General features: G+C 65.5%; 25 protein-coding genes. 5 read left to right on the forward strand and 20 right to left on the reverse strand.

The window, feature by feature from the left end; translation table 11 throughout:
* Positions 1 to 2 precede the first annotated feature (2 nt).
* Genes tal through pgl form a run of 4 tightly spaced genes read left to right on the forward strand, consistent with a single transcriptional unit; the run spans position 3 to position 4,334 of the window.
* The gene (tal, locus tag CH305_RS22430; protein ID WP_032403373.1) at positions 3 to 1,127 is read left to right on the forward strand and encodes a transaldolase; all 1,125 of its coding nucleotides are present in this window, start codon (positions 3 to 5) and stop codon (positions 1,125 to 1,127) included.
* Between the two features lie 6 nt (positions 1,128 to 1,133).
* The gene (gene zwf / locus CH305_RS22435) at positions 1,134 to 2,690 is read left to right on the forward strand and encodes a glucose-6-phosphate dehydrogenase (RefSeq protein WP_032377827.1); all 1,557 of its coding nucleotides are present in this window, start codon (positions 1,134 to 1,136) and stop codon (positions 2,688 to 2,690) included.
* Complete coding sequence (gene opcA, locus CH305_RS22440) at positions 2,687 to 3,595, forward strand: glucose-6-phosphate dehydrogenase assembly protein OpcA (RefSeq protein ID WP_373454577.1); 909 nt, start codon at positions 2,687 to 2,689, stop codon at positions 3,593 to 3,595. Before zwf ends, opcA begins: the two co-directional genes overlap by 4 nt.
* On the forward strand, positions 3,588 to 4,334 hold the full coding sequence (gene pgl / locus CH305_RS22445) for a 6-phosphogluconolactonase (protein WP_032403371.1): 747 nt from the start codon (positions 3,588 to 3,590) through the stop codon (positions 4,332 to 4,334). The genes opcA and pgl overlap by 8 nt, the downstream gene beginning before the upstream one ends.
* Positions 4,335 to 4,344: 10 nt before the next feature.
* Here pgl and CH305_RS29180 read toward each other — a convergent pair whose 3' ends face one another.
* The 17 genes from CH305_RS29180 to rpe all read right to left on the reverse strand — a co-directional run bounded on the left by CH305_RS29180 (position 4,345) and on the right by rpe (position 21,203).
* On the reverse strand, positions 4,345 to 4,506 hold the full coding sequence (locus CH305_RS29180) for a hypothetical protein (RefSeq protein WP_155289296.1): 162 nt from the start codon (positions 4,504 to 4,506) through the stop codon (positions 4,345 to 4,347).
* Positions 4,507 to 4,567: 61 nt separating this feature from the next.
* The gene (locus CH305_RS22450) at positions 4,568 to 4,957 is read right to left on the reverse strand and encodes a hypothetical protein (RefSeq protein ID WP_143545327.1); all 390 of its coding nucleotides are present in this window, start codon (positions 4,955 to 4,957) and stop codon (positions 4,568 to 4,570) included.
* Positions 4,958 to 5,035: 78 nt separating this feature from the next.
* Complete coding sequence (gene ppc / locus CH305_RS22455) at positions 5,036 to 7,867, reverse strand: phosphoenolpyruvate carboxylase (RefSeq protein ID WP_094704926.1); 2,832 nt, start codon at positions 7,865 to 7,867, stop codon at positions 5,036 to 5,038.
* A gap of 51 nt (positions 7,868 to 7,918) precedes the next feature.
* Complete coding sequence (gene secG / locus CH305_RS22460) at positions 7,919 to 8,152, reverse strand: preprotein translocase subunit SecG (RefSeq protein ID WP_027497008.1); 234 nt, start codon at positions 8,150 to 8,152, stop codon at positions 7,919 to 7,921.
* Between the two features lie 118 nt (positions 8,153 to 8,270).
* Positions 8,271 to 9,056 carry a triose-phosphate isomerase gene (gene tpiA / locus CH305_RS22465; RefSeq protein ID WP_032403368.1) on the reverse strand — a complete coding sequence of 262 codons (786 nt, stop codon included), beginning with the start codon at positions 9,054 to 9,056 and terminating at the stop codon, positions 8,271 to 8,273.
* Between the two features lie 3 nt (positions 9,057 to 9,059).
* Positions 9,060 to 10,271, reverse strand: coding sequence for a phosphoglycerate kinase (gene pgk / locus CH305_RS22470; protein ID WP_032377823.1), 1,212 nt, complete (start codon positions 10,269 to 10,271; stop codon positions 9,060 to 9,062).
* Between the two features lie 5 nt (positions 10,272 to 10,276).
* Positions 10,277 to 11,296 carry a type I glyceraldehyde-3-phosphate dehydrogenase gene (gap, locus tag CH305_RS22475; protein WP_094704927.1) on the reverse strand — a complete coding sequence of 340 codons (1,020 nt, stop codon included), beginning with the start codon at positions 11,294 to 11,296 and terminating at the stop codon, positions 10,277 to 10,279.
* A gap of 120 nt (positions 11,297 to 11,416) precedes the next feature.
* On the reverse strand, positions 11,417 to 12,400 hold the full coding sequence (whiA, locus tag CH305_RS22480) for a DNA-binding protein WhiA (protein ID WP_032377822.1): 984 nt from the start codon (positions 12,398 to 12,400) through the stop codon (positions 11,417 to 11,419).
* Positions 12,391 to 13,416 (reverse strand): uridine diphosphate-N-acetylglucosamine-binding protein YvcK, encoded by a 1,026-nt coding sequence (gene yvcK, locus CH305_RS22485; RefSeq protein WP_094704928.1) that lies wholly within the window; start codon positions 13,414 to 13,416, stop codon positions 12,391 to 12,393. The genes whiA and yvcK overlap by 10 nt, the downstream gene beginning before the upstream one ends.
* Entirely contained in the window at positions 13,413 to 14,279 is an 867-nt protein-coding gene (rapZ, locus tag CH305_RS22490; protein ID WP_094610452.1) for an RNase adapter RapZ, read from the reverse strand. The genes yvcK and rapZ overlap by 4 nt, the downstream gene beginning before the upstream one ends.
* 83 nt (positions 14,280 to 14,362) lie before the next feature.
* Positions 14,363 to 16,453: an excinuclease ABC subunit UvrC gene (uvrC, locus tag CH305_RS22495; protein ID WP_094610451.1), complete on the reverse strand. Its 2,091-nt coding sequence runs from the start codon at positions 16,451 to 16,453 to the stop codon at positions 14,363 to 14,365.
* An 86-nt stretch (positions 16,454 to 16,539) separates the two neighbouring features.
* A complete protein-coding gene (locus CH305_RS22500; protein WP_032403661.1) occupies positions 16,540 to 16,998 on the reverse strand; it encodes a PH domain-containing protein in 459 nt (152 codons plus the stop codon).
* A 29-nt stretch (positions 16,999 to 17,027) separates the two neighbouring features.
* A complete protein-coding gene (ribH, locus tag CH305_RS22505) occupies positions 17,028 to 17,525 on the reverse strand; it encodes a 6,7-dimethyl-8-ribityllumazine synthase (RefSeq protein WP_032377819.1) in 498 nt (165 codons plus the stop codon).
* Entirely contained in the window at positions 17,522 to 18,775 is a 1,254-nt protein-coding gene (locus CH305_RS22510; RefSeq protein ID WP_032378466.1) for a bifunctional 3,4-dihydroxy-2-butanone-4-phosphate synthase/GTP cyclohydrolase II, read from the reverse strand. The genes ribH and CH305_RS22510 overlap by 4 nt, the downstream gene beginning before the upstream one ends.
* Positions 18,776 to 18,862: 87 nt before the next feature.
* Positions 18,863 to 19,474 carry a riboflavin synthase gene (locus CH305_RS22515; RefSeq protein ID WP_037150514.1) on the reverse strand — a complete coding sequence of 204 codons (612 nt, stop codon included), beginning with the start codon at positions 19,472 to 19,474 and terminating at the stop codon, positions 18,863 to 18,865.
* The gene (ribD, locus tag CH305_RS22520) at positions 19,475 to 20,506 is read right to left on the reverse strand and encodes a bifunctional diaminohydroxyphosphoribosylaminopyrimidine deaminase/5-amino-6-(5-phosphoribosylamino)uracil reductase RibD (protein WP_032403365.1); all 1,032 of its coding nucleotides are present in this window, start codon (positions 20,504 to 20,506) and stop codon (positions 19,475 to 19,477) included.
* Between the two features lie 22 nt (positions 20,507 to 20,528).
* Complete coding sequence (rpe, locus tag CH305_RS22525; protein WP_032377816.1) at positions 20,529 to 21,203, reverse strand: ribulose-phosphate 3-epimerase; 675 nt, start codon at positions 21,201 to 21,203, stop codon at positions 20,529 to 20,531.
* Positions 21,204 to 21,238: 35 nt separating this feature from the next.
* Here rpe and CH305_RS22530 point away from each other — a divergent pair, with 35 nt between their 5' ends.
* Positions 21,239 to 21,628, forward strand: coding sequence for an MmcQ/YjbR family DNA-binding protein (locus tag CH305_RS22530; protein ID WP_094704929.1), 390 nt, complete (start codon positions 21,239 to 21,241; stop codon positions 21,626 to 21,628).
* Between the two features lie 16 nt (positions 21,629 to 21,644).
* Here CH305_RS22530 and CH305_RS22535 read toward each other — a convergent pair whose 3' ends face one another.
* The 3 genes from CH305_RS22535 to CH305_RS22545 all read right to left on the reverse strand — a co-directional run bounded on the left by CH305_RS22535 (position 21,645) and on the right by CH305_RS22545 (position 24,956).
* The gene (locus CH305_RS22535; protein ID WP_094704930.1) at positions 21,645 to 23,114 is read right to left on the reverse strand and encodes an RsmB/NOP family class I SAM-dependent RNA methyltransferase; all 1,470 of its coding nucleotides are present in this window, start codon (positions 23,112 to 23,114) and stop codon (positions 21,645 to 21,647) included.
* On the reverse strand, positions 23,111 to 24,034 hold the full coding sequence (gene fmt, locus CH305_RS22540) for a methionyl-tRNA formyltransferase (RefSeq protein WP_094704931.1): 924 nt from the start codon (positions 24,032 to 24,034) through the stop codon (positions 23,111 to 23,113). Before fmt ends, CH305_RS22535 begins: the two co-directional genes overlap by 4 nt.
* An 88-nt stretch (positions 24,035 to 24,122) precedes the next feature.
* Positions 24,123 to 24,956 carry a PadR family transcriptional regulator gene (locus CH305_RS22545; protein ID WP_371828261.1) on the reverse strand — a complete coding sequence of 278 codons (834 nt, stop codon included), beginning with the start codon at positions 24,954 to 24,956 and terminating at the stop codon, positions 24,123 to 24,125.
* Between the last annotated feature and the right edge of the window lie 66 nt (positions 24,957 to 25,022).

Raw genomic sequence — 25,022 nt, forward strand, 5'->3', positions numbered from 1 at the left:
CCATGACCCAGAACAAGAATCTCGCAGAGCTCTCCGCAGCAGGCATCTCGGTATGGCTGGACGACCTCTCTCGTGACCGCATCCGTTCGGGCAACCTGAAGGACCTCATCGACACCAAGAGCGTCGTGGGCGTCACGACCAACCCGTCGATCTTCCAGGCCGCCCTGAGCAAGGGCGACGCCTACGACGAGCAGGTCACCAAGCTGGCCGGCGAAGGTGCCGACGTCGAGACCACGATCCGCACCGTCACCACGGACGATGTCCGTGAGGCGTGCGACATCCTGATGCCCCAGTACGAGGCCAGTGCAGGCGTCGACGGACGCGTATCCATCGAGGTCGATCCCCGTATGGCCCACGACGCGGACAAGACGTACGAGCAGGCCGTCGAACTCTGGAAGATCGTCGACCGACCCAATCTGCTGATCAAGATTCCGGCGACCGAAGAAGGCATCCCTGCCATCGCCAAGGTGGTCGGTGAAGGTATCAGCGTCAACGTGACGCTCATCTTCTCCGTCGAGCGGTACGAGCTGGTGATGAACGCCTACCTCGAAGGTCTGGAGGCCGCGCGCGCTGCCGGTCACGACCTCGACAAGATCCACTCGGTGGCATCGTTCTTCGTCTCCCGTGTCGACAGCGAGATCGATTCCAGGCTCGACGCGATCGGTACGCCGGACGCCGAAGAGCTCAAGGGCAAAGCCGCTCTGGCCAACGCTCGTCTCGCCTACGTGGCGTACCAGCAGGTCTTCGAGGTCGCTCCTCGGTTCCGCGAGCTCGTCGGTAGCGGCGCGCGTCCGCAACGGCCGCTGTGGGCCTCGACGGGCGTCAAGTCCGACGCCTACCCCGACACGATGTACGTCACCGAGTTGGTATCTCCCAACACCGTGAACACCATGCCGGAGAAGACGATGGACGCGGTTGCCGATCACGGCGAGATCGTCGGCGACACCGTCTCGGGCAAGGGACCGGAATCGCAGGAGATCTTCGATCGCATCTCGGCTCTCGGGATCGACATCACCGATGTCTTCCTGACGTTGGAGAACGAAGGCGTGCAGAAGTTCGAGTCGGCCTGGAACGAATTGCTCGAGGCCACCGGAGAGCAGCTGCGCCAAGCGGGTCAGAAGAGCTGACCGACTGTGCCCACCGCAGAAACCGAACCTCTCCATTCAGCGGACTGGCTCAACCCACTCCGCGACGCGCGAGACAAGCGGCTCCCCCGCATTGCGGGCCCGTGCAGCATGGTCATCTTCGGGGTGACCGGCGATCTCGCTCGTAAGAAGCTCATGCCTGCGGTGTACGACCTGGCGAACCGGGGGCTACTACCCCCCGGTTTCGCCTTGGTCGGGTTCGCGCGGCGGGAATGGCAGAACCAGGATTTCGCACAGATCGTGCACGATTCCGTTCGTGATCACGCGCGAACTCCGTTCAGCGAAGAGGTATGGAACACCCTCGCCGAGGGGTTCCGATTCGTTCAAGGTTCGTTCGACGACGACGACGCCTTCGACGAGCTCTCACGAACTCTGACCGAGCTGGACGAAACCCGCGGCACCGGGGGCAACCACGCCTTCTACCTGTCCATCCCGCCCAGCGCGTTTCCCGTTGTGCTCGAACAACTGTCGCGTTCCGGCCTGGCTCAGAGCCAGGACGGGAATTGGCGACGGGTGGTCATCGAGAAGCCGTTCGGCCACGACCTGCAGAGTGCGAAAGAACTCAATGCGATCGTGAATCGAGTGTTTCCCGAGGACACCGTGTTCCGCATCGATCACTACCTGGGCAAGGAGACAGTGCAGAACATTCTGGCACTGCGCTTCGCGAACCAGTTGTTCGATCCGATCTGGAATGCGCACTACGTCGACCACGTTCAGATCACGATGGCCGAGGACATCGGATTGGGCGGTCGCGCAGGGTATTACGACGGCATCGGTGCGGCCCGCGACGTCATCCAGAATCACCTTCTCCAGCTACTCGCCATCACGGCGATGGAGGAGCCGGTGAGCTTCAACCCCAAGGAGCTGCAGTCCGAGAAGATCAAGGTGCTGTCGGCTACGAAACTCGCCGAGCCGCTCGATCGGACGTCCGCCCGCGGTCAGTACTCCGCGGGGTGGCAGGGCAGCCAGAAGGTGAAGGGGCTCAAGGAGGAAGAGGGTTTCGACTCCGAGTCCAACACCGAAACCTACGCGGCCATCACCCTCGAGGTCGACACTCGACGATGGGGTGGAGTGCCGTTCTATCTCCGCACCGGCAAGGCACTCGGGCGTCGAGTCACCGAGATCGCGATGGTGTTCAAGCGCGCACCACACCTCCCCTTCGACGCCACGATGACCGAGGAGCTCGGCCAGAATGCGCTGGTCATTCGAGTTCAGCCGGACGAGGGTGTGACCATGCGGTTCGGCTCCAAGGTTCCCGGATCGGGCATGCAGGTGCGCGACGTCAGCATGGACTTCAGCTACGGCCAGGCATTCACGGAATCCTCGCCGGAAGCGTACGAGCGTCTCATTCTCGACGTGTTGCTCGGGGAGCCGTCGCTCTTCCCCGTCAACGCCGAGGTCGAACTGTCGTGGAAGATTCTCGATCCGATTCTCGACTTCTGGGCCTCGGGCGGTACGGCGGAACCGTACGAGGCCGGCACCTGGGGTCCCTCCTCGGGTGACGAGATGATGCAGCGCACCGGACGCGAATGGAGAATGCCGTGATTGTCGACATCCCCGCCACGACGACGGCCGAGGTCGGCAAGAAGTTGGTGGAGGTTCGCGAGGCAGGCGGCGCGGTGACCATCGGCCGCGTGTTGACCTTGATCGTCGCCAGTCGCGATCCGGCGAAGGCCGAACGGGCGATCGACGCAGCGAACGAAGCGAGCCGCGAGCATCCGTGCCGCGTGATCGTGCTCATCCACGGCGACCGATCGGCCGAGTCGAGTCTCGACGCACAGATCCGCGTCGGGGGTGACGCCGGTGCGTCGGAGGTCGTGGTGCTGCGTCTCAACGGCGAACTCGCCGATCACGAGCACAGTGTGGTCATCCCGTTCCTGCTGCCCGACACTCCGATCGTGGCGTGGTGGCCGGACGAAGCACCCGCCGTTCCAGCAAAGGATCCGTTGGGACGCTTGGCAATTCGACGAATCACCGATGCCACGAATTCGCCCGACACCACAGCTGCGATCAAGGGACGGCTGAGCAGCTACACCGAGGGCGACACCGATCTCTCCTGGAGTCGCATCACGTACTGGCGCGGCCTGTTGGCCACGGCCCTGGACCAGGCTCCGTTCGAGGCCGTCGTCTCGGCAACGGTGTCGGGACTGGCAGAGGAGCCGGCACTCGACATCTTGGCCGGTTGGCTTGCCGCGAAACTCGACGTGCCGGTGTATCGCCGCGCGGGTGAGCTGAAAGTGGAGCTGATCAGAGAGAGCACCAGTATCTCGCTGACGCGTCCGCAGACCGGGAAGACCGCAACGTTACGGCGCACCGGGCAGCCCGACGCCGAAGTCGCACTGGCACGGCGCAACACGCGAGAGTGCCTGGCCGAGGAACTGCGCCGACTCGACACCGACGAGATCTACGAGCTTGCCCTGCACGGACTGTCGAAAGTGAGCTATGAGTAAGACATCGGTCCTTCAGTACCTGGACGCGCAGGCTTTGGTCGATGCCGCGCGATCTCGTTTCGTCGAGGTCGTCACCGCCGCGCAGGCCGAGCGAGGCTCGGCTTCGGTGGTGCTCACCGGCGGTGGCACGGGTATCGCATTACTGGAGGCGCTGCGCCACGATTCCGGATCCATCGATTGGGGCAAGGTCGACATCTTCTTCGGCGACGAGCGCTTCCTGCCCTCGGGTGACCCAGAGCGCAACGAGGTGCAGGCCGCCGAGGCACTGCTCGACCACGTCGACGTTCATCCTGATCGTGTCTTTCGAATGGCTGCGTCCGACGGGCCACACGGAAGCGATCCCGAGGTGGCCGCAGCGACGTATGCGCAGATCCTGCATTCTCGCTCCGAGGGAGAGCCGACACCTGCATTCGACATCCACCTGTTGGGTATGGGAGGCGAGGGTCATATCAACTCGCTGTTCCCCCATACGGATGCCGTGCGTGAAGAGCATCGCTATGTCGTTGCGGTCGAGGACTCCCCCAAGCCTCCACCGGTTCGCATCACGCTCACGCTGCCCGCGGTTCGCCGCGCACAGCACGTGTGGCTGCTCGTATCGGGAGCGAACAAGGCCGACGCTGTCGCAGCCGCGGTAGGTGGGGCCGATTCGGACGAGGTCCCGTCGGCCGGCGCACTGGGTACCGAGGCAACCGTGTGGTTCCTCGACTCCGGCGCAGCCTCCAAGCTGGACGCTGTCTGATCCCACCCGACTAGTCGGTCTCGGCAACGTCGGGGTCCCGTCCCATCCGCTCGCCGTCGTAGTAGCCGGCGTCCCAGGCTCGTCCTGGTTCCGGGTGACCGATCCGCCTATCGCTGGTGCGGTAGGCGGATCCGTCGCGCCAGGCATCGGTGTCGTTTCTGCACTGCCTCATACCTCGTTGGACGCGATCCGCCGGCGGCCGGTTCCGCGAAGCGCGAGCCCGCTACACACGGTCAGAACATCCACGCGAACAGCGACCCGAGCGGAATGACGGTCCATACCATCGCGTATGCCAGGCCGAACGCGTGTGCGATTCCCACGGCCACCACGACGGTCGTCCACGCCCACACGGTGACCCGTGCAGACTCGGTGCGGTCGTGTACGTCCGCCACCGTCCGTATGGCAAGCGACCAGAACCCGATCCACAGCACCCACGCCGCAACGGCCACCAGTTGCGTCCCGAACAGGTGCAGCATGTTCGGTTCGGACTCCGCCACGACGGACCATGCTGCGGCACCGGAGAACAGTCCCAGTATCGGTGCACCGATCGCGCAACCCACAGTGCCGAGAACCCGTAACCGGAACCGTCTTTCGGACACTCGCACCTGCGTCGATATCGTCATGGACAACACTGTGCTCGACGACATCGACGTGGCGCGCGAGTAGAACTACTCGATCGAGGTGCGCCGACTACTCACGCGCTAGCCGCTGTTACGCAGTGCCGTCGCGAGGCCGTTCATCGTCAGCAGGATGCCGCGCTTGACGCGTTCGTCGTCGTCACCGTTGCGATAGCGTCGCAACATCTCGACCTGCATCTGATTCAGCGGTTCCAGGTAGGGGAATCGGTTGTGCACCGAGCGCTCGAGCGACGGGTTGTCTTCCAACAGACGACTGTGGCCGGTGATCTTCAGATACATCCGGACGGTCGTGGTGTGTTCGGCCTCGATCATGCCGAAGATCCGCGCCCGTAGGTCTGTGTCGGGCACCAGTTCGGCGTACCGGGCCGCGATCCCCAGATCGGACTTGGCCATTACCTGCGCGAGGTTGGACAAGACGGTCTGGAAGAACGGCCACTTGCGGTACAGATCCGACAGCACCTCGAGTTTACCGTCGTCGTCGCCTACCCACTCCTCGAACGCAGACCCGGTGCCGTACCAACCGGGCAGCATGACGCGGCACTGACTCCACGACATCACCCATGGGATCGCTCGGAGGTCGTACACCGAGTTCGTGGGCTTCCGTGACGCAGGCCGAGAGCCGATGTTGAGCTCACCGACCTCGGCGACCGGAGTCGAGGTGCGGAAGTACTCGACGAATCCGGGCTCCTCGTGCACCAGACGGCCGTATGCCGCGCGGGCTTTCGCGGCGAGATCGTCCAGAATGTCGTAGGCAGCCTCCGCGCCGTCACCCAGGCCCTCGACATCGAGGAGAGTCGATTCCAGGGTTCCCGCAACGAGGGATTCGAGGTTGCGACGCGCCATGGACGGTTCGGCGTACTTCGCCGCGATGATCTCACCCTGCTCGGTGAGTCGCAGCGATCCCTGCACTACTCCGGGCGGCTGCGCCAGAATGGCGTCGTAGCTGGGACCGCCGCCGCGGCCGACCGTCCCGCCGCGACCGTGGAAGAGCCGCAAGCGAATACCCGTTTTGCGTGATGCCTCGAGCAGATCCAGCTCGGCGCGATACAAGGCCCAGTTGGCTGCGAGATACCCGCCGTCCTTGTTCGAGTCCGAATACCCGAGCATGACTTCCTGATTCATTCCGCGCCCGGCCACCAGAGCGCGGTAGATCGGAACGTCGAGGGTGGCGAGCAACGTCGCTGCGCCCTGCTGAAGATCCTCGATGGTCTCGAACAGCGGCACCACACCCACCGTGGACGTAGGCGACGCCCCGTCGGTGCCGGGGTCGAAGATGCCGGCTTCTTTGAGCAGCAAGGCAGCCTCGAGCATGTCACTGACCGACTGACACATGCTGATGATGTAGTTCTGGATCGTGTCGGGTCCCAGGTGGTCGATGGCTTCCTTGGCTGCCCTGACGATGCCCAATTCTTTGGTTGCGAGTTCACTGAGCTGCGCATTGGGGCCGATGAGCGGGCGCCGAGTGGCGAGTTCCTGCGACAGTACGGAGACCCGTTCATCCTCCCCGAGGGACATGTAGTCCGGGTGTACACCGGCCCACGCCAGCAGCTCGGCGACCACTTCCTCGTGGGTCTCGGAGTTCTGCCGCATGTCCAGAGCCTGTAGATGGAATCCGAACGTCTCGACCGATTGCCTGAGCCGGAGCAGGCGATCGTCGGCGATCAATCCGTCTCCGTCGGCCCGCAGGGCGCGATCGATGACGTCGAGGTCGTCGAGAATGTCTTGTGGACCGTCGTATTTCTCCGCCCCGAGGTCGATGCCGGACACCGGAACCGCGTCGAGCACAGCACGAGCGGTGGCAGTCAGCCTGGCCCGGATGCCGACGACGGCTACCCGGTACGGCTCGTCCGCCCGCCGATCGTCCGGTTCCGCCGATGCACCGGCCAGAGCAATGAGCTCCTCGGTCACATCCACCAGACGCGCAGACATGGACAGTTCCTTCTCGAGCGCCACCAGTTCGTCCAGATAGTGCTCGAAGGCGACGTAGCCCGCCTGGTGCGTCGCGGTGTGCACCACTTCTCCGGTGACGTTCGGGTTGCCGTCTCGATCGCCGCCGATCCACGATCCCGGGCGAAGGATGGGGCGGGGCAGCAGGTCGTCCTCGGGCCACCGTGCCCGCAGCGCTGCGCGCACATCAGCATTGAGGGCCGGCATGACGTCGAACAGCGAGGACTCGAAATAGCGAAGACCGACTTCGATTTCATCCTGAATTCGCAAGCGCGACAACCGAATCAGAGCGGTCTCCCACAGGGTCAGCACTTGCCGGCGAATCTGCACGTCGATGACGGCCAATTCCTTCGTCGCGCTCGCAGCCTTGCCCTCGAGAGCTGCGGTGGCCACATCGCGCCGGCGCATCAGTTCGGTGATCTTCGACTGCACGTCGAAGACGGTCCGTCGGCGTGTTTCGGTGGGATGGGCGGTGATGACAGGAGCCACCAACGCATCGGTCAACGCCGCGGCCACCTGCTCGCGCGTCGGGGCCGCAGCATCGATTTTCAGCCATGTTGCGTCGAGACTGCTGTTCTGCGGCGGATCCTCGCGATCGAGGTGGATCGCACGACGGCGTTCGCGGTGCAGATCCTCGGCGAGGTTGGCCAGGAGCGAGAAATGGCTGAAGGCTCTGATGAGCGGAACCGCTTGCGCCACTTCCACATCGGTGTACCGACCGACCGAGTCGTCACGCTCGATCTCGGACCTGCGTACCGCGAAGGATTCGACTCGCGCCGCTTCGATCAGCTCGAAAACGTCGTCGCCCTCGTGCTCACGAATGATCTCACCCAGGATGCCGCCGAGATAGCGGATGTCCTCACGGAGAGGCTCGGTCAACTCTCGACCCTGAGCTGTCGGTGGGACGAAGGCTGGGGAACCGACTGACTCGTAGGAGGATTCGCTCATCCACCCAGTATCGTCGTTTCGTCACCAACTCGCACTCGGAGCCGAAGTGGATCAGGTGTACTTGATCTCCAGGCCGATTCCGAGGATCGCGATGAGCCAGATCAGGCCGGTGAACACTGTCAGACGATCCAGGTTCTTCTCGACGACCGTGGAACCGGACAGGCTGGACTGCACTCCGCCACCGAACAGACTGGACAATCCGCCACCCTTGCCGCGATGCAGCAGGATCAGCAAGATCAACGCCAGACTGGTGATGACCAGCAGAATATCCAGAAACAGATCCATGTCCACCTCAAACTCGATTCGATGCCTCCAGCAGCCTACCTGGCCCCACGAACGGCTTCGGACACCCCGCCGAAGCGAGGTGTCCGAAAATCGTTCGGTCGGCGTTGCCGACGACCGATCAGGGCAGGGGTCCACCTGCGGCGATAGCCGACAGCGTGGCGAATTCGTCCGCCTTGAGCGACGCTCCCCCGACCAGGGCACCGTCGACATCGGGCTGGCCGACGATCTCGCCGACGTTCTTGGCGTTGACCGAGCCGCCGTACAGCACCCGCACACCCGCCGCGACCTCGTCCGAGGACAGCGCCTTCAGTTCCTCGCGAATCGCCCCGCACACTTCCTGGGCGTCCGATGCCGACGCGACCCGACCGGTGCCGATCGCCCACACCGGTTCGTAGGCGATGACGACCTTGGAGATGTCGTCGGCCGACAGGCCGCTGAGCGAACCACGCAACTGGGCCACGTTGTAGGCCACGTGCTCGCCGGCCTCGCGGATGTTCAGTCCCTCACCGATGCAGACGATGGGAGTGAGGCCGTTCTTCAGCGCCGCCTTCGTCTTGGCCAGCACGACGGCGTCGTCCTCGCTGTGCAGAGTGCGCCGTTCGGAGTGACCCACCACGACGAAGGTGCATCCCAACTTGGCCAGCATCGAACCGCTGATCTCGCCGGTGAACGCTCCCTTGTCCTCGGACGACACGTCTTGCGCACCGTAGGTGAGCAGCAGTTTGTCGCCCTCGACCAGTGTCTGCACACTACGAATGTCGGTGAACGGAGGGATCACCGTCACGTCGACCTTGTCGAAGTACTTCTCGGGCAACGAGAAAGCGATCTTCTGCACCAGCGAAATGGCTTCGAGGTGGTTGAGGTTCATCTTCCAGTTGCCCGCGATGAGCGGCTTACGTGCCATGCGTCATGCCTCCAGGACCGATAGACCGGGGAGCTGCTTGCCTTCGAGGTACTCGAGGGATGCACCGCCTCCGGTGGAGATGTGCGAGAAGCCGTCGTCGGGCAATCCGAGGGTGCGCACGGCCGCCGCGGAGTCGCCGCCGCCGACCACGCTGAACGCGCCCTTCTCGGTGGCTCCGATGATCGCTTCCGCAATGCCCTTGGTGCCGGCCGAGAACTTGTCGAACTCGAACACGCCGGCCGGTCCGTTCCAGAAGACGGTCTTGGCGTTCGAGAGCACGACCGCAAAACGACTGACCGAGTCCGGACCGATGTCCAGACCCATCCAGCCATCCGGAATCTCGGAGGCCTTCACGGTCTTCGCCTCGGCATCCGCCGCGAACTTGTCTCCCACGACGATGTCGACAGGGAGGTGGATCACGTCACCGAAGCGCTCGAGCAAATCCTTGCAGACTCCGATCTGATCCTCCTGAAGAAGCGAGTTTCCGACCGAATAACCCTGTGCCGCAAGGAAGGTGAAGGCCATGCCGCCGCCGATCACCAGGGTGTCGACCTTGGGAGCCAACGCCTCGATGACGCCGAGCTTGTCCGAGACCTTGGAGCCGCCGAGCACCACCGCGTACGGACGTGCCGCATCCTCGGTGAGCTTGGCCAGCACCTCGACCTCGGCAGCGACGAGGGTGCCCGCGTAATGCGGCAGCAACTGCGCCACGTCGTAGACCGACGCCTGCTTGCGGTGCACGACGCCGAATCCGTCGGAGACGAATGCCGCGTCGTCGCCGGCCAGCGCGACGAGCTCACGAGCCAGAGCAGCTCGCTCGGACTCGTCCTTGCTGGTCTCGCGCGGATCGAAGCGAATGTTCTCGAGCAGCAGCACGTCGCCGTCGGTCAGGCCCTCGGCGCGAGCCTCGGCGTCCTGACCCACCACGTCGCCTGCGAGCTGAACGTGGCGTCCGAGCAGCTCGCCGAGCTTCGCTGCGACCGGAGCCAGGCTGTACTTCGCGTCGGGCTTGCCGTCGGGACGACCGAGATGGGCGGTGACGATGACCTTGGCACCCGCCTCGACCAGTGCTCGAAGAGTCGGGATCGACGCCTGGATACGGCCGGGATCGGTGATCGTGCCGTCCTCGAGCGGGACGTTGAAGTCCGATCGCACGAGGACGCCACGGCCTTCGACACCGGCATCGAGCAGATCCTGCAGTGTCTTGACAGCCATCGGTGTCAGAGGGACTTGCCGACGAGACCGATGAGGTCGGCGAGGCGGTTGGAGTAGCCCCACTCGTTGTCGTACCAGGAGACGATCTTGACCTGGTCGTCGATGACCTTCGTCAGCGGCGCGTCGAAGATCGACGAGTGCGGGTCGGTGACGATGTCCGAGGACACGATCGGATCGGTGTTGTACTTCAGGATGCCCTTCAGCGGGCCTTCGGCAGCTGCCTTCATCGCGGCGTTGATGTCGTCCGCGCTGGCCTTCTTCTTCAGCAGAGCGGTCAGGTCGGTGACCGAGCCGGTGGGGATCGGCACCCGAAGTGCGTAGCCGTCGAGCTTGCCGAGCAGCTGCGGGAGAACCAGGCCGATAGCCTTGGCTGCACCGGTACCGGTGGGGACGACGTTCAGCGCTGCAGCGCGAGCGCGACGCAGGTCGCTGTGCGGGCCGTCCTGCAGGTTCTGATCCTGCGTGTACGCGTGGATCGTGGTCATCAGGCCCGAGACGATGCCGAACTCGTCGTCGAGAACCTTGGCGATGGGGCCGAGGCAGTTGGTGGTGCACGACGCGTTGGAGATGATGTTCTGGCTGCCGTCGTACTTGTCGTCGTTGACGCCCATCACGATGGTGATGTCCTCGCCCTTGGCGGGCGCGGAGATGATGACCTTCTTGGCACCGGCGTCGATGTGGCCCTGTGCCTTCGCAGCGTCGGTGAAGATGCCGGTCGATTCGACGACGACGTCGACGCCCAGGTCACCCCACGGAAGTGCGGACGGGCCCTCGCGCAGCGACAGCGCCTTGATCTTCTGTCCGCCGACGACGATGGTGTCCTCGCCCTCGAGCGAGACATCGTGCGGCAAGCGGCCCAGGATCGAGTCGTACTTGAGCAGGTGTGCGAGCGATGCGTTGTCGGTCAGGTCGTTGACAGCAACGATTTCGATGTCGGTGGTACCGAGCGCCCTCTGCGCGTCGACAGCCCTGAAGAAGTTACGCCCGATGCGGCCGAAGCCGTTGACGCCTACCCGGATCGTCACTGTTCGCTCCTAAAAGTTGTGAAAACAGATGTCTGGTCATGCCTGCATGCGGGGTGCCACACGCGGTTCCCACCCTAGTGTGCGCGCAGGCAGAGCGCGCGCATCACTCGTCGGAGGCGGTCAGGCCTCGTCGAGCAGTTCTGCGGTGACCGCGGACTCGGTGTCCGGAATGCCGGTTTCCTTCGCCTTGCGGTCGGCCATGGACAGCAGCCGTCGGATTCGGCCCGCCACCGCGTCCTTCGTCATCGGCGGGTCGGCCAACTGCCCGAGTTCTTCCAAGGAAGCCTGGCGATGCTGTACTCGGAGCGAACCCGCAGCAGCAAGATGATCTGGCACGTCCTCACCGAGGATGTTCAGGGCTCGCTCGACCCGCGCTGCGGCGGCAACGGCCGCCCGCGCCGAGCGCCGGAGGTTGGCGTCGTCGAAATTGGCGAGTCGGTTCGCCGTGGCTCGCACCTCGCGCCGCATTCGACGTTCTTCCCAGACGAGCCTGGTGTCCTGTGCTCCCATGCGGGTGAGAAGCGCTCCGATCGCCTCGCCGTCGCGCACCACCACTCGATCGGTTCCGCGCACCTCGCGGGCCTTCGCGGCCACTCCGAGTCGGCGGGCCGCTCCGACGAGCGCCAGAGCTGCTTCCGGTCCTGGGCAGCTGATCTCGAGCGCCGAGGATCGGCCCGGCTCGGTGAGCGAGCCGTGTGCGAGGAACGCACCGCGCCACGCTGCTTCGGAATCCCCCACCGTGCCACCGACCACCTGGGCGGGCAGGCCACGAACCGGGCGCCCGCGCAGATCCAGCAGTCCGGTCTGGCGAGCCAGGGCCTCCCCGTCCTTGGCCACCCGGACCACGTAACGCGAGGTCTTGCGCAGTCCGCCGGCACCGAGCATGTGCACGTCGGAGGAGTAGCCGTACAGCTCGAAGATCTCGCGACGCAGCCGCCTCGCGATGGACCCGAGATCCACTTCCGCCTCGACCACCACCCGACCGGCCACGATGTGCAATCCACCGGCGAATCGCAGGAGCGCGGACACCTCTGCCTTGCGGCAACTGACCTGACTGACGGTGAGCCTGCTCAGCTCGTCCTTGACCTCCGCTGTCATGGCCACGAAGTGATCCCCTCTCTGCCTGCAGCAGTCGATGCAGTGCCGCCGGTGGGCGTCACGATGGAGCCGAGAGCTGCAGCAAGCTTTCCGTAATGATGTGCGTGAGTGCCGTTTTCGGCAACATCGACGTAAACGACCTCGGCACCGAGCCGGGCCGCTGCCCGCGCTACGTGTTCGCGGTTGCTGCCCTCCGGGACCGAGGCGGAATCGACCAACACGTAGTCGATTCCCAAATCAGGTGCGTGTTGGGAGAGTACGTGGACATGGCGCTCGGCGGAGAATCCGGTGGTCTCCCCCAGCTCCGGCGCCAGGTTCAGCACGAGCACTTTCGGCGCGGAAGTACGTGCCAGGGCGGCCAGCTGATCCGGCACCAGAACGTGTGGAATGACACTCGAGAACCAGGATCCGGGACCGAGCACCACCAGATCGGCCTCGTCGATCGCCGCGAGGGCATCTGCCGAGGCAGGCGGGTCGGGTGGCAGCAACCGCACGCGCCGAACCTTGCCGGGGGTCGTCGCAACCGCCACCTGTCCGCGAATGACGCGGCTGACTCGGGGGTCGTCCTCGAGGCCGGAGACGTCCGCTTCGATGTCGAGTGCGATGGGCGACATCGGCAGCACTCGGCCGTCGATTCCGAGCATCCGCACCATCTCGTCGAGTGCAGCGATGGGGTCACCGAGCACCTCGGTGAGTCCGGCGAGGATGAGGTTGCCCACCGAGTGTCCGGCCAGCGCACCGGTACCCCCGAACCGATGCTGCAGCACATCGGTCCACAGCTGCGTTCGTTCGTCGGAGCGCGCCAGCGCAGCCAGCGCCATACGTAGATCTCCGGGAGGAATGACGCCGAGCTCGGCCCGCAGACGCCCCGACGATCCTCCGTCGTCGGCGACTGTGACGATGGCGGTGACGTCGTGGCCGAGCAGCCTGGCCGCGGACAGGGTGGCGTACAGACCGTGACCGCCCCCGAGGGCGACGATCTTCGGGCCCGGTTCCTGCGTTGCGGTGCCGGTTTCGCTCATTCGCGACCCAGATCGCGATGCAGCACGCGCACGGACACATCACCCTGCTCGGCGAGAATGCCGGCCAACGCTTCGGTCATCGCAACACTTCGATGCTTACCTCCGGTGCAGCCGACGGCTACCGTCATGTACCTCTTGCCTTCCCGCACGTATCCCTCGATCGTCAAATTCAGCAGGTGCGTGTACGTCTGCAGATAGTCGCGGGCTCCGTCCTGTCCCAAGACGTAATCGCGTACGTCTGCGTCCTGTCCCGTGTGGTCGCGGAGCTCGGGCACCCAATGTGGATTGGGCAGAAAGCGGACGTCGCAGACCAGATCGGCGTCCATCGGCAAGCCGTACTTGAAGCCGAACGACTGCACGGTGACGCCGACGCCGCTGGTGTTCGCGTCACCGAACACCGTCTCGATCTTGCGCCTGAGCTGGTGCACCGACAGCGACGTGGTGTCGACCGTCAGATCGGCCGCAGCCTTGACCTGGGCGAGCCGCAGGCGTTCCGCAGTGATGCCCTCGGTCAGCGTTCCGTCCTGACCGTCGTTCTGCAACGGATGGCTGCGCCGATTGGACTCGAATCTGCGAATGAGCACGGCGTCGGACGCGTCCAGGAACAGCACTCGGTTGCGCACACCCTTGGAGTCGAGCTCTTGGACAACCCAGCCCAGATCCCCTGTGAACAGCCGGCTTCGGACGTCCATCACCAGTGCGAGTCGCTCGATGCGGGGCTGGGATTCCAGTCCGAGGTCGACCATCTTCGAGATGAGCTCGGGGGGCAGGTTGTCCGCGACGTACCAGCCGAGGTCCTCGAGAATCTTGGCTGCGGTGCGCAGCCCTGCGCCGGAGACGCCGGTGACCAACGCCACCTCTATCCCGTCATGCCGCGATTCCGCCTCGGAAGGCGGTTCGAGATGCTCGTCGGATGGCGGATGTCTCTGTGTCTGGTGTTCGCTCACTACGAAGCCTGTCCCGCCGATTCCACGCGCGGCGCAATCGCATGTTCCGTCGTGTTCTCGCCCGATGTCGTTGCAGTTGCGTTGCCATCATCGCCTACATCGGCCTCGTCCGTGTCCGAACCGAGCGCCGCCAGCACCGACTTCGCGGTGGTCTCACCGATTCCCGGCACCTCGACGATCTCCGCGACCGTCGCGCGCTTGAGATTGGCTACCGAACCGAAGTGTGCGACCAGGGCCGTTCGCCGCGATTCACCGAGTCCACGGACCGAATCCAGTGCCGAGGCCGTCATCCGACGGGACCGCTTGCTGCGGTGGAACGTGATCGCGAATCGGTGTGCCTCGTCGCGAACTCGCTGCAGCAGATAGAGGGACTCGCTCGTTCGCGGCAGGATGACCGGGTCCTCCTCGCCCGGCACCCACACCTCTTCGAGTCGCTTGGCGAGACCGACCACCGCCACATCGGTCACGCCCAATTCGTCCAGCACAGCTGCGGCTGCGGCCACCTGAGGGGCACCGCCGTCCACGACGAACAGGTTCGGTGGGTAGGCGAACTTTCGAGGTCTGCCGGTCTGGGGATCGAGCGCGGCTTCCGGAGCCAGATCGCCTCCGCTCGCTTCGGTCGACCCATCGGCGGAGTGTCGGAGGAATCGACGCCGAGTCACCTCGGCAATGCTGGCGACGTCATCGGAGTGTCCGTCACCGGCCGCTTCCTTGATCGCGTAGTGGCGGTAGTCGCTCTTGCGAGGCAGCCCGTCCTCGAAGACGACGAGAGATGCCACCACATCGGTTCCCTGTACATGGGAGATGTCGATGCACTCGATGCGCAGCGGTGCCGAATCGAGATCGAGAGCTTCCTGAATCCCCTGCAGCGCAGCGGATCTCGATGTGAAATCTCCCGCTCGCTTCAGCTTGTGTTGCTGCAGGGCCTCCTTGGCGTTGCGCTCGACGGTCTCGGCCAACGCCTTCTTGTCGCCGCGCTGAGGAACGCGCAGGGTCACGTTGGACCCTCGAAGCTCGCTGAGCCACGTCTGGACCTCGTCGGCGTTGTCCGGCAGAACGGGCACCAGCACTTCGCGCGGAACTGCATTGGAACCGCCGTCGTCGCCACCCGGCGCCTGCGCAGTCAGCGCGGCCTGCTCGCCGTAGAACTGGGTGAGAAACTGCTCGACCAGTGCGGGCAGATCTGCCTCGTCCTGCCGTTCGATCACTTCGCCTGCCTTCTCCACCACCCAGCCGCGCTGTCCGCGAACCCGGCCCCCGCGAACGTGGAACACCTGGACGGCAGCTTCGAGGGCATCGGTGGCGAACGCGACGAGGTCGGCGTCGGTACCGTCGCCGAGCACCACCGCCTGCTTCTCCAATGCTCGACGCAGTGCGCCGACGTCGTCGCGCAGGCGCGCTGCGGTCTCGAAGTCCAAGTCCTCGGATGCCGCCTGCATCTTCTTCTCGAGCTGCCGCACGAGCTTGTCGGTCTTACCGGCCAGAAAGTCGCAGAAATCCTCGACGGTGCGGCGGTGCTCCTCCGCGCTGACCCGGCCCACGCACGGTGCCGAACATTTGTCGATGTACCCCAGCAGGCAGGGTCTGCCGATCTGATTGTGCCGCTTGAACACTCCGGTCGAGCACGTGCGCGCGGGGAACACCCGGAGCAACAGGTCCAGCGTCTCGCGAATCGCCCATGCATGGGCGTACGGGCCGAAGTAGCGCACACCCTTGCGGCGGGGTCCGCGGTACACGAACAGACGTGGGTATTCCTCGTTCATCGTCACCGCGAGCATCGGATAGCTCTTGTCGTCGCGGTAGCGGACGTTGAATCGCGGATCGAATTCCTTGATCCAGTTGTACTCGAGCTGCAGTGCCTCTACCTCGGTGGTGACGACCGTCCATTCGACCGACGCCGCGGTGGTGACCATCTGGCGGGTACGAGGATGCAGCGAGGCGACGTCGGCAAAGTAGGAATTGAGCCGACTGCGGAGGCTTTTGGCCTTACCCACGTAGACGACGCGACCGTGGGGATCTCGAAATTTGTACACACCCGGCTCCACCGGAATGGTTCCGGTGGCCGGGCGGTAGGTAGCGGGGTCGGACACGGCATCCACGTTAGCCGTCGGGTCCGACGTTCTCCGCATCCGCAGCTCAGGTGTGGTGCATGCCCTGCTACGTCAGTCCTGCTAGGTCAGTCCTGATCGACCGCGTCGGTCGGAACGGATGCGGCGGGTGCGTATTTACGTTCGAGTGTCCGGAATTTCCGCACTGCGGCGACCGCGTGCTCACGATCGTTGGACTGGATGGCCATCACGTTGATGAACTCGTCGTCGGGGATGTCGACGCGCGCCCACATCGCCCCGTCGGGAAAGGACAGTCCGCGCACCAGATCCCACTCGATCAGGCGCTCCGAGAGCAGATTACGTACCGCGACACCTGCGGGTCCGACGCGGATTCGCGGGCGGGTCAGCACCAGCGCCAAGCCGCCGAGCAATACTCCGATTCCCGCCATCGCGAGTTGGTCGGCGGTCCGGAAGTACACCCCGGTCGGAGACACCCGGAGCAGGACGGCGACGGTCGAATGCGCCACGACGAGCAACACTGCCGCCGCGATGGCGTAGCGCGCAGACTTGCGGGACTTCACCTGCATGTCCCACTGCGGGGTCGGTTCGCCGTCGGTCACGTGAACTCCTGGTTCGTCCAAGGTTGACGCAGATGCTTCAGAGTCAGTGCCGTGTCGATTGCGGCTGCAGTGGCCTGAGCGCCCTTGTCCTCGAACGAGCCGGGCAGGCCGGCACGGTCGAGCGCCTGCTGCTCGTCGTTGGTGGTGAGCACCCCGTTGGTGACCGGAGTGCCCTCGTCCAGCGATACTCGCGTCAAGCCGGCCGTGACGGCATCGCACACGTACTCGAAATGCGGTGTACCGCCGCGGATGACGACGCCGAGCGCCACGACGGCATCGTGGTTGCGGGCGAGCGCCTGGGCGACCACGGGCAGCTCGATGGCACCGGCGACGCGGATGACCGTGACGTCCCGCACTCCCGCCGACTCTGCCTTGCGCAACGCACCGTCGAGCAGCGCCTCGGAAATCGTTCGATGCCACTGGCCGGCCACGATCGCCAGCTTCAGGTCGTTCGCACCGGCGAGCTGGAGGGTGGGTTCGCCGTCGCCGCTCATGAGGTGACTCCGTTCTCGAAATCGTCGAGACCGGTGAGGTCGTGGCCCATGCGGTCGCGTTTGGTGCGCAGGTACGTGAGGTTCTCGGCGTTGGCGCGCAACGGCATCGGTACCCGCTCGGTCACGTGCAGGCCGTATCCGTCGAGCCCGACTCGCTTGGCCGGATTGTTGGTGAGCAGACGCATCGACGACACACCGAGGTCGACGAGGATCTGAGCACCGATTCCGTAGTCGCGGGAGTCGGCGGGCAAGCCCAGCTGCAGGTTGGCGTCGACCGTGTCGGAGCCGGCGTCCTGGAGCTGATAGGCCTGCAGTTTGTGCAGCAGTCCGATTCCGCGGCCCTCGTGTCCGCGCATGTACAGGACGATTCCGCGTTCCTCGGCGGCGACCATTTCGAGAGCGGCGTCCAGTTGCGGTCCGCAGTCGCAGCGCAGCGAACCGAAGACGTCACCGGTGAGGCATTCGGAGTGCACACGAACGAGTACGTCGTTGCCGTCACCGTCGGGTCCGGCGATGTCGCCGCGCACGAGCGCAACGTGTTCGACCTCGTCGTAGATGCTCTGGTAGCCGACCGCACGGAAGGTGCCGTGGCTGGTAGGGATTCGGGCGTCAGCGACGCGGAGGACGTGCTTTTCGTGCTTGCGCCGCCATGCGATCAGGTCTGCGATCGAGATGAGCGCGAGGTCGTGCTCGTCGGCGAACACGCGCAGTTCGTCGGTCTGGGCCATCGCGCCTTCGTCCTTCTGGCTGACGATTTCGCAGATGACGCCTGCGGGCCGCAGATCGGCCATGCGGGCCAGATCGACGGCGGCCTCGGTGTGGCCGGGGCGACGCAGCACTCCGCCGTCCTTGGCGCGCAGCGGTACGACATGGCCGGGGCGGGTGAAATCGCCGGCTCCGGTGTCGGGGTCGGCGAGCAGTCGCATCGTGGCTGCGCGGTCGGAGGCCGAGATCCCGGTTCCGATTCCCTCGCGGGCATCGACGGTGACCGTGTACGCGGTTCCGTGCTTGTCCTGGTTGGTGGCGAACATCGGCGGCAGGCCGAGTCGGTCGCAGTCCTCACCGGACAGCGGAACACAGAGATAGCCGGAGGTGTAGCGGACCATGAAGGCAACCAGCTCCGGGGTGGCCTTCTCGGCGGCGAAAATCAGATCGCCTTCGTTTTCGCGGTCCTCGTCGTCGACGACCACCACGGCTTTGCCCGCAGCGATGTCCGCAACTGCGCGCTCGATACTGTCGAACCTGGTCACGAAAGTGCGCTCCATAGGTCTCGGGCCTGGCTCAGCACCCTTGGAATGTCTCCGATGCACCGTTACCTGCGTGCACTTCAACAGTACTTACTGTGCGTCGATCGACTGCAGCCGCTCCACGTACTTGGCGATGACATCGACTTCGAGGTTGACCGGTGAGCCGACCTCGGCCTTGCCGAGCGTGGTCAGATCGAGGGTGGTGGGTATCAGCGAGATCTCGAACCAGTGCGAACCGTCGTCAACACCCAGTCCGGACACGGTCAGCGACACTCCGTCGACGGTGATCGAGCCCTTTTCCACGACGTAGCGCGCGACCGAGGTAGGCATGGTGATGCGCACGACGGTCCAGTTCTCGGACGGCGAGCGGCCCGCCACGGTTCCGGTTCCGTCGACGTGGCCCTGGACGAGGTGCCCACCGAGCCTGCTGCCGAGTGCCGCGGCGCGTTCGAGGTTGACGCGGCTGCCGACGTCGAGGGCACCCAGGCTCGATCGGTTCAACGTCTCCTGCATGACATCGGCGGTGAAGCCGCCGTCCGGCAGTACCTCCACGACGGTCAGACACACCCCGTTGACCGCAATGGAGTCCCCATGGCCTGCATCGGAGGTCACCACCGGGCCGCGGACGGTGAAACGAGCGGCGTCGGGCAGTTCGTCCTTGGCCACGATCTCGCCCAGTTCTTCGACGATTCCGGTGAACATCTAATTCGCTCCTTCGGGCACGACGCCGATCAGTATGTCGTTGCCGATCATGGTGACTGTCTCCGTGCGGAACCGAATTGCGTCGGCAATTGTTCCGATGCCTGCATTCTCCACCGCCGCAGGTCCGCTGCCCAACACGGCCGGGGCGACGTATGCCACGACGCGGTCGATCAGCCCGGCAGCGAGAAATGCTCCGGCCAACGTCGGACCGCCTTCGATCTGGACATCGGTGTGTTCGCCGAGAGCCTCGATCACCGCCGCCGGATCGTGTGTGTCGAGAAACACCGTGGGTGCCTCCGACCCGCGAATCGCGGCGTTCGCCGGTATCTGCCGCGATCCGACGACGACGCGCACGGGCTGGTGGAGCGCAAGGGACCCGTCGAGTCGTCGGGCGGTCAGCCGCGGGTCGTCGGCCAGCACGGTCCCGGTTCCCACGACGATGGCGTCGAGCTTGGCCCGCTCGGCGTGCACGTGCGCGCGCGCCTCGGGACCGGTGATCCACTGACTCGTACCGTCCGCGGCGGCGCTGCGTCCGTCGAGAGTCGCGGCATATTTCCAGGTCACGTGTGGCCGCCCGGTGCGTTGCTTGTGCAGCCATGCCCGCAGCGGACCCTGCCGTACCTCGCGTTCCCCGATCCCCTGCTCGACGCGAATGCCCGCGCCGCGCAGAGTCTCGGCTCCGCCTGATGCGAGCGGGTTCGGATCGGCGACGGCGTGCACGACCGTCGCGATGCCGGCCTCGATCAGTGCCTGCGAACAGGGCCCGGTACGACCGGTGTGGTCACAGGGCTCGAGGGTCACCACCGCAGTGCCGCCGCGAGCTCGATCCCCGGCCTCGGCCAGGGCGACGATCTCGGCATGCGGTCCGCCGGGTGGACGCGTGGATCCGACACCCACGACCGTTCCGCGGGCATCGAGAATGACGGCACCGACCGCAGGGTTCGGAGCACTGATACCCCGGGCGGACTCGGAGGCCTCGATGGCGAGGTTCATGGCGTCGGTGATCGACACCGCCCCGCTGTCGACGCTCATGCGACTGCGCCCGGGTTGCCCATCAGGACAGGTGGTGCGATGCGTGGGCGGCCCGGGTGCGAAGGTCACGCACGGCGGCGGCGGGATCGGCGGTGTCGTAGACGGCCGAACCGGCGACGAAGCAGTCGATTCCGGCTTCGGCGGCTTGCTCGATCGTGTCGGAATTGATTCCGCCGTCGATCTCGACCACCAGTCGCAGATCACCTGAATCGACAAGTGCGCGAACAGCTTTCGCCTTCGAGAGCACCTCGGGCATGAACGACTGCCCGCCGAAGCCTGGCTCCACGCTCATCACCAGCAGGGTGTCGAAGTCACGCAAGATCTCGAGGTACGGCTCGATCGGCGTGCCGGGCTTGACCGACAGGCCGGCTTTTGCGCCCGCTGCGCGGATGTCACGCGCCACTGCGGACGGGTCGTCGGTCGCCTCGGCGTGAAAGGTGACGTTGTACGCCCCGGCCTCGGCGTAGGGCGGGGCCCAGCGCGCCGGATCCTCGATCATCAGGTGGCAGTCGAGGGGGATGTTCGTCGCTTTCAGCAGACTCTTCACGACCGGAAGCCCGAGGGTGAGGTTGGGAACGAAGTGCGCGTCCATGACGTCGACGTGCAGCCAATCAGCTCCGGACACCGCCTCGGCTTCGGCGGCGAGCCGTGCGAAATCGGCGGACAGAATGGAGGGGGCAATCATCGGGGAAACCACGATTGACGAGCCTAGCCGAGCGGTATGGTGCGCCCATGGCCACCATCGACTCCGCAACGGCGATGATCGCCGAACTGCCCGGGGTCACCGTGGGCGTCCGGTACGGGCGTTCGTCGTGGGCGGTCGGCAAGAACGTGTTCGCGTGGATTCGCCCGTTCAGCAAAGCCGACCTGAAACGGTTCGGCGACCGGACCCCGCCCCGGGGGCCGATCCTCGCCGTTCGTACCGCGGACCTGCACGAGAAGGAGGCCATCCTCGCTGCACATCCGCGGGCGTGCTTCACCATCTCGCACTTCGACGGGTTCGCCGCGGTGCTGGTGGATCTCGACAACACCGACGACGGCGAACTACGGGAACTGCTGATCGACGGGTGGCTCGTCTACGCCCCGAAGAACGTCGCCGAGACGTTCCTGGCGGGCGGCTGATCCTGCCGCCGTCCGGTCACATCGGTTTGCGTAGCGCCGCCATGAACATCGCATCGGTGCCGTGTCGGTGTGGCCACAGTTGCACGGACGTACCGTCGCCCAGCTTCGGCACGCCCGGCACGAGTTCGCGTGTATCGAGCGGCTCGACGCCGAATCGGCGGACCGCGTCGGCGACGACAGCCGTCGTTTCGGACAGATGCGGCGAGCACGTCGAATAGAGCACCACGCCACCGGGGCGAACCAGGTCGATCGCCGCTGCCAGCAACTCTTTCTGCAGCGTCACCAGGGCCGCGACGTCGGACGGCAGTCGCCGCCAGCGCGCCTCGGGCCGACGACGTAGGGCGCCGAGCCCGGTGCACGGCGCGTCCACGAGCACGCGGTCGTAGCCACCGTCGAGTCCGGATTGCCTGCCGTCGACGGTGTGCACCGTCACCGGAAGGTCCTTGGTCGTCTTGGACACCAGATCGGCGCGGTGCGGCGTCGGCTCGACGGCATCGACTGTGGCACCGTCGATCTCGGCGATGGCACCGAGCAGCGCAGCTTTGCCTCCCGGGCCGGCGCACAGATCCAGCCATCGACCACCGTCCGCACCGACGAGTGGTGCCAGGGTGAGTGCCCGTCCGACGAGTTGACTGCCCTCGTCCTGAACTCCGGCCAGCCCGTCGCGTACGGCGTCGAGCTTGCCGGGATCGCCGCCGTCGAGGTGCACGGCGTACGGGGAATAAGGTCCTTCCTCTCCCCCGGTGATCAGCGCCAGTTCTTCGGCCGAGATCTCTCCGGGCCGAGCGACCAGGTGAACCGAGGGCCGTGCGTCGTCGGCTTCGAGCACGGCAGCGAGTTCACCGGCATCGGCACCGAGTGCGTCGGCGAAAGCCTGCGCGATCCACTTGGGATGTGCGTACTCGAAGGCAAGGTGGCCGACCGGATCGGACGCTGCTGATGGCGCCAGCTCGTCGACCCACTGCGCCGCCGTGCGTTCGGACACGCGCCGCAGCACCGCATTGACGAAACCAGCCTTGCCGGTGCCGAATTCGGACCGGGCCAGATCCACCGACGTGGCGACGGCCGCGTGTGGTGCCACCCGGGTCCGGAGCAGCTGGTAGGAGCCGAGCCGCAGAATGTCGAGCAGAGGCCCGTCTATTTCCGCGGCAGGCCGCCCGGCCGCGTGGGCGATCACCGCGTCGAGCACCCCACGTGCGCGGGACGCGCCGTACGCGAGTTCGGTGGCCAGCGCGGCATCGCGCGAGTCCAGCTTCCGCTCTCGCAGCAAGCCGGGCAGCACCAGGTTGGCGTAGGCATCACGCTCGCGGACCGCCTTCAGTACGTCACGGGCCGCGCGGCGTGCCGGATCGATCGCATCGATTGCGCGGGGCCCAGCGCCCTGCGGAGGCCGGTTTCCTTTGGGACCACGGGCTCCTGGCGACTTCTTCACGAACTTTCTCGGCTGACCGGACTCGCGCTTACGGGGCCTGTCGGGTTCTGTCATCGCGCTACCGCCGTATCGTCCAGCCGAGCGCCGCGCGCCCAGTCGAGTGCCTTCATGACCTTCTTGCCCTGGGGTTGGATATCTCCGAGAACGAGTGCAGTCGTGCCTGTTCCGATGTGCACACCGGATTTGCGTACCTCGATCGCGCCGGGAGGCAACGTATCGGGCACCAGCTGTACCGGGGCGATCTTGACGCGGAGTTCACCGATCGTCGTCCATGCCCCCGGTGCCGGGGTGACCGACCTGATGTGCCGATCGATGTAGGCGGCGGATCGGTTCCAGTCGATGCGCGCCGCGTCGACGGTGACCTTGCTCGCGTACGAAACACCGTCGTCGGGTTGCGGATGGGCGCCTGCGGTTCCGTCTTCTATTGCGTCGAGGGTTGCGTTCAGCAGCTCGGCTCCGCTCGATGCGAGTCTGGTGAGCAGGTCACCCGTGGTGTCGGTCGAGCGAATTCTCTCGGTGACGACGCCGAGCACCGGGCCGGTATCCATCCCCGCATCGAGCAGGAACGTGGAAGCCCCGGTGATTTCGTCGCCTGCGGCGATGGCGGCCTGTACGGGCGCGGCACCGCGCCATGCGGGCAGCAGCGAGAAGTGCAGGTTGATCCAGCCGAAGCGAGGAATGTCGAGGACCGGCTGAGGCAGTAGCGCGCCGTATGCGACAACCGGGCAGACATCGGGTGCGAAGTCGATCAGCTGCGAGACGAAATCCGGGTCCGACGGCTTCGCGGGCGTGAACACCGGAATGCCGTGTTCGTCGGCCAGCAGGCCGACCGGGGAGCGAACGGTCTTCCGCCCTCGACCGGATGCGGCGTCGGGCCGGGTCACCACGGCGATCACCTCGTGGCGTTCGGACTCCAGCAACCTTCGCAGCGATGGGACTGCGGGGTCCGGTGTTCCGGCAAAGACGACGCGCACTGTAGGCAACTCCCTGGGATGGACGAAACGATCTCGGGTGCCCATCCTAGGGAGTGCCTGGAGCTGCGGACGATTCCGCACCCAGCGGTCATGTCGCGTCGGGAGCGTCGACCGTCTCGTCTGGCTGGGCGTCGTTCGGCCCGTCCTCCGCGAGGATGCGGTACATGGACTTCCGCGCCTCGACGAGGATGTCGGCGGCCTGTTCGACCTGTCGGGACGTGCCGACTCCGGCCACCTGGCCGGCCGCACCCATCAACTGTCCGATGAGCGCGCGCAGATCCCGTGCGTCGAAACCGACCGAATCGGCGACGTCGTCCCACGGACTGCCCAGGTCCTCGCGATGCTGCTCGATGTGCGATCTCCCCTCATCGGTGAGAGCTGCCGTCTTGCGTCCGGCCACCTTGTCGATGAGAACCAGGCCCTCGTCCTCGAGCTGAGACAGAGCCGGATAGATCGAGCCGGGGCTCGGCTTCCAGGTGCCGTTGCTCTTGTCGGCGATCTGTTGGATGAGCTCGTATCCGTGCATCGGACGCTCCTCGAGCAGCAGCAGGATTGCCGCACGCACATCTCCGCGTCGACCTCGCCCTCCTCGGCCCCGACCTCGGCCGAAATCTGCATTCGGTCCGAAGCCACCTGCCCCGAAACCGCCGGGACCGAAACCGGGCCGCATGCCCTCGCGGCCGCGTCCGAACCCACCTCCTGCACCGCGCCTGCCGCGTTCACCGTGCCCTCTCTTTCCGCGCCCTCGCTCTCGATGACCGCCCTCGTCCACCGGGACGTCATCGTCGGCCTGGGCAACCCACATCTGAAACGGTGCGCCGCGCATGTGCGCGCGTCCGCCTCCACTGCCTGCGAACGGCCCCATCCGGGGGCCTCCGCGGCGTCCGAATTCGTGTGCGAATCCTTCGAATGCGTAGTTCATGTCGTTCTCCTCTGTATCGATTGACATTTCGACGATATATCGGCAATACAGTTTCCGCAAGATCCC

Origin of the sequence: Rhodococcus sp. 15-649-2-2 (assembly GCF_002258645.1) — a bacterium.
Classification (GTDB): domain Bacteria; phylum Actinomycetota; class Actinomycetes; order Mycobacteriales; family Mycobacteriaceae; genus Rhodococcoides.

Excerpts from the sequence above, each read along its gene's own strand:
- tal (WP_032403373.1), top strand. The coding sequence starts at position 3 with ATGACCCAGAACAAGAATCTCGCAGAGCTCTCCGCAGCAGGCATCTCG.
- yvcK (WP_094704928.1), bottom strand. The coding sequence starts at position 13,416 with ATGAGCGAAACCGGCACCGCAACGCAGGAACCGGGCCCGAAGATCGTC.
- CH305_RS22515 (WP_037150514.1), bottom strand. The coding sequence starts at position 19,474 with ATGTTCACCGGAATCGTCGAAGAACTGGGCGAGATCGTGGCCAAGGAC.
- ppc (WP_094704926.1), bottom strand. The coding sequence starts at position 7,867 with ATGAGCGAATCCTCCTACGAGTCAGTCGGTTCCCCAGCCTTCGTCCCA.
- CH305_RS22530 (WP_094704929.1), top strand. The coding sequence starts at position 21,239 with ATGGCCACCATCGACTCCGCAACGGCGATGATCGCCGAACTGCCCGGG.
- tpiA (WP_032403368.1), bottom strand. The coding sequence starts at position 9,056 with ATGGCACGTAAGCCGCTCATCGCGGGCAACTGGAAGATGAACCTCAAC.
- CH305_RS22450 (WP_143545327.1), bottom strand. The coding sequence starts at position 4,957 with ATGACGATATCGACGCAGGTGCGAGTGTCCGAAAGACGGTTCCGGTTA.
- ribH (WP_032377819.1), bottom strand. The coding sequence starts at position 17,525 with ATGAGCGGCGACGGCGAACCCACCCTCCAGCTCGCCGGTGCGAACGAC.
- ribD (WP_032403365.1), bottom strand. The coding sequence starts at position 20,506 with ATGAGCGTCGACAGCGGGGCGGTGTCGATCACCGACGCCATGAACCTC.
- CH305_RS22545 (WP_371828261.1), bottom strand. The coding sequence starts at position 24,956 with ATGAACTACGCATTCGAAGGATTCGCACACGAATTCGGACGCCGCGGA.
- CH305_RS29180 (WP_155289296.1), bottom strand. The coding sequence starts at position 4,506 with ATGAGGCAGTGCAGAAACGACACCGATGCCTGGCGCGACGGATCCGCC.
- pgl (WP_032403371.1), top strand. The coding sequence starts at position 3,588 with ATGAGTAAGACATCGGTCCTTCAGTACCTGGACGCGCAGGCTTTGGTC.
- secG (WP_027497008.1), bottom strand. The coding sequence starts at position 8,152 with ATGGATCTGTTTCTGGATATTCTGCTGGTCATCACCAGTCTGGCGTTG.
- pgk (WP_032377823.1), bottom strand. The coding sequence starts at position 10,271 with ATGGCTGTCAAGACACTGCAGGATCTGCTCGATGCCGGTGTCGAAGGC.
- CH305_RS22500 (WP_032403661.1), bottom strand. The coding sequence starts at position 16,998 with ATGCAGGTGAAGTCCCGCAAGTCTGCGCGCTACGCCATCGCGGCGGCA.
- CH305_RS22535 (WP_094704930.1), bottom strand. The coding sequence starts at position 23,114 with ATGACAGAACCCGACAGGCCCCGTAAGCGCGAGTCCGGTCAGCCGAGA.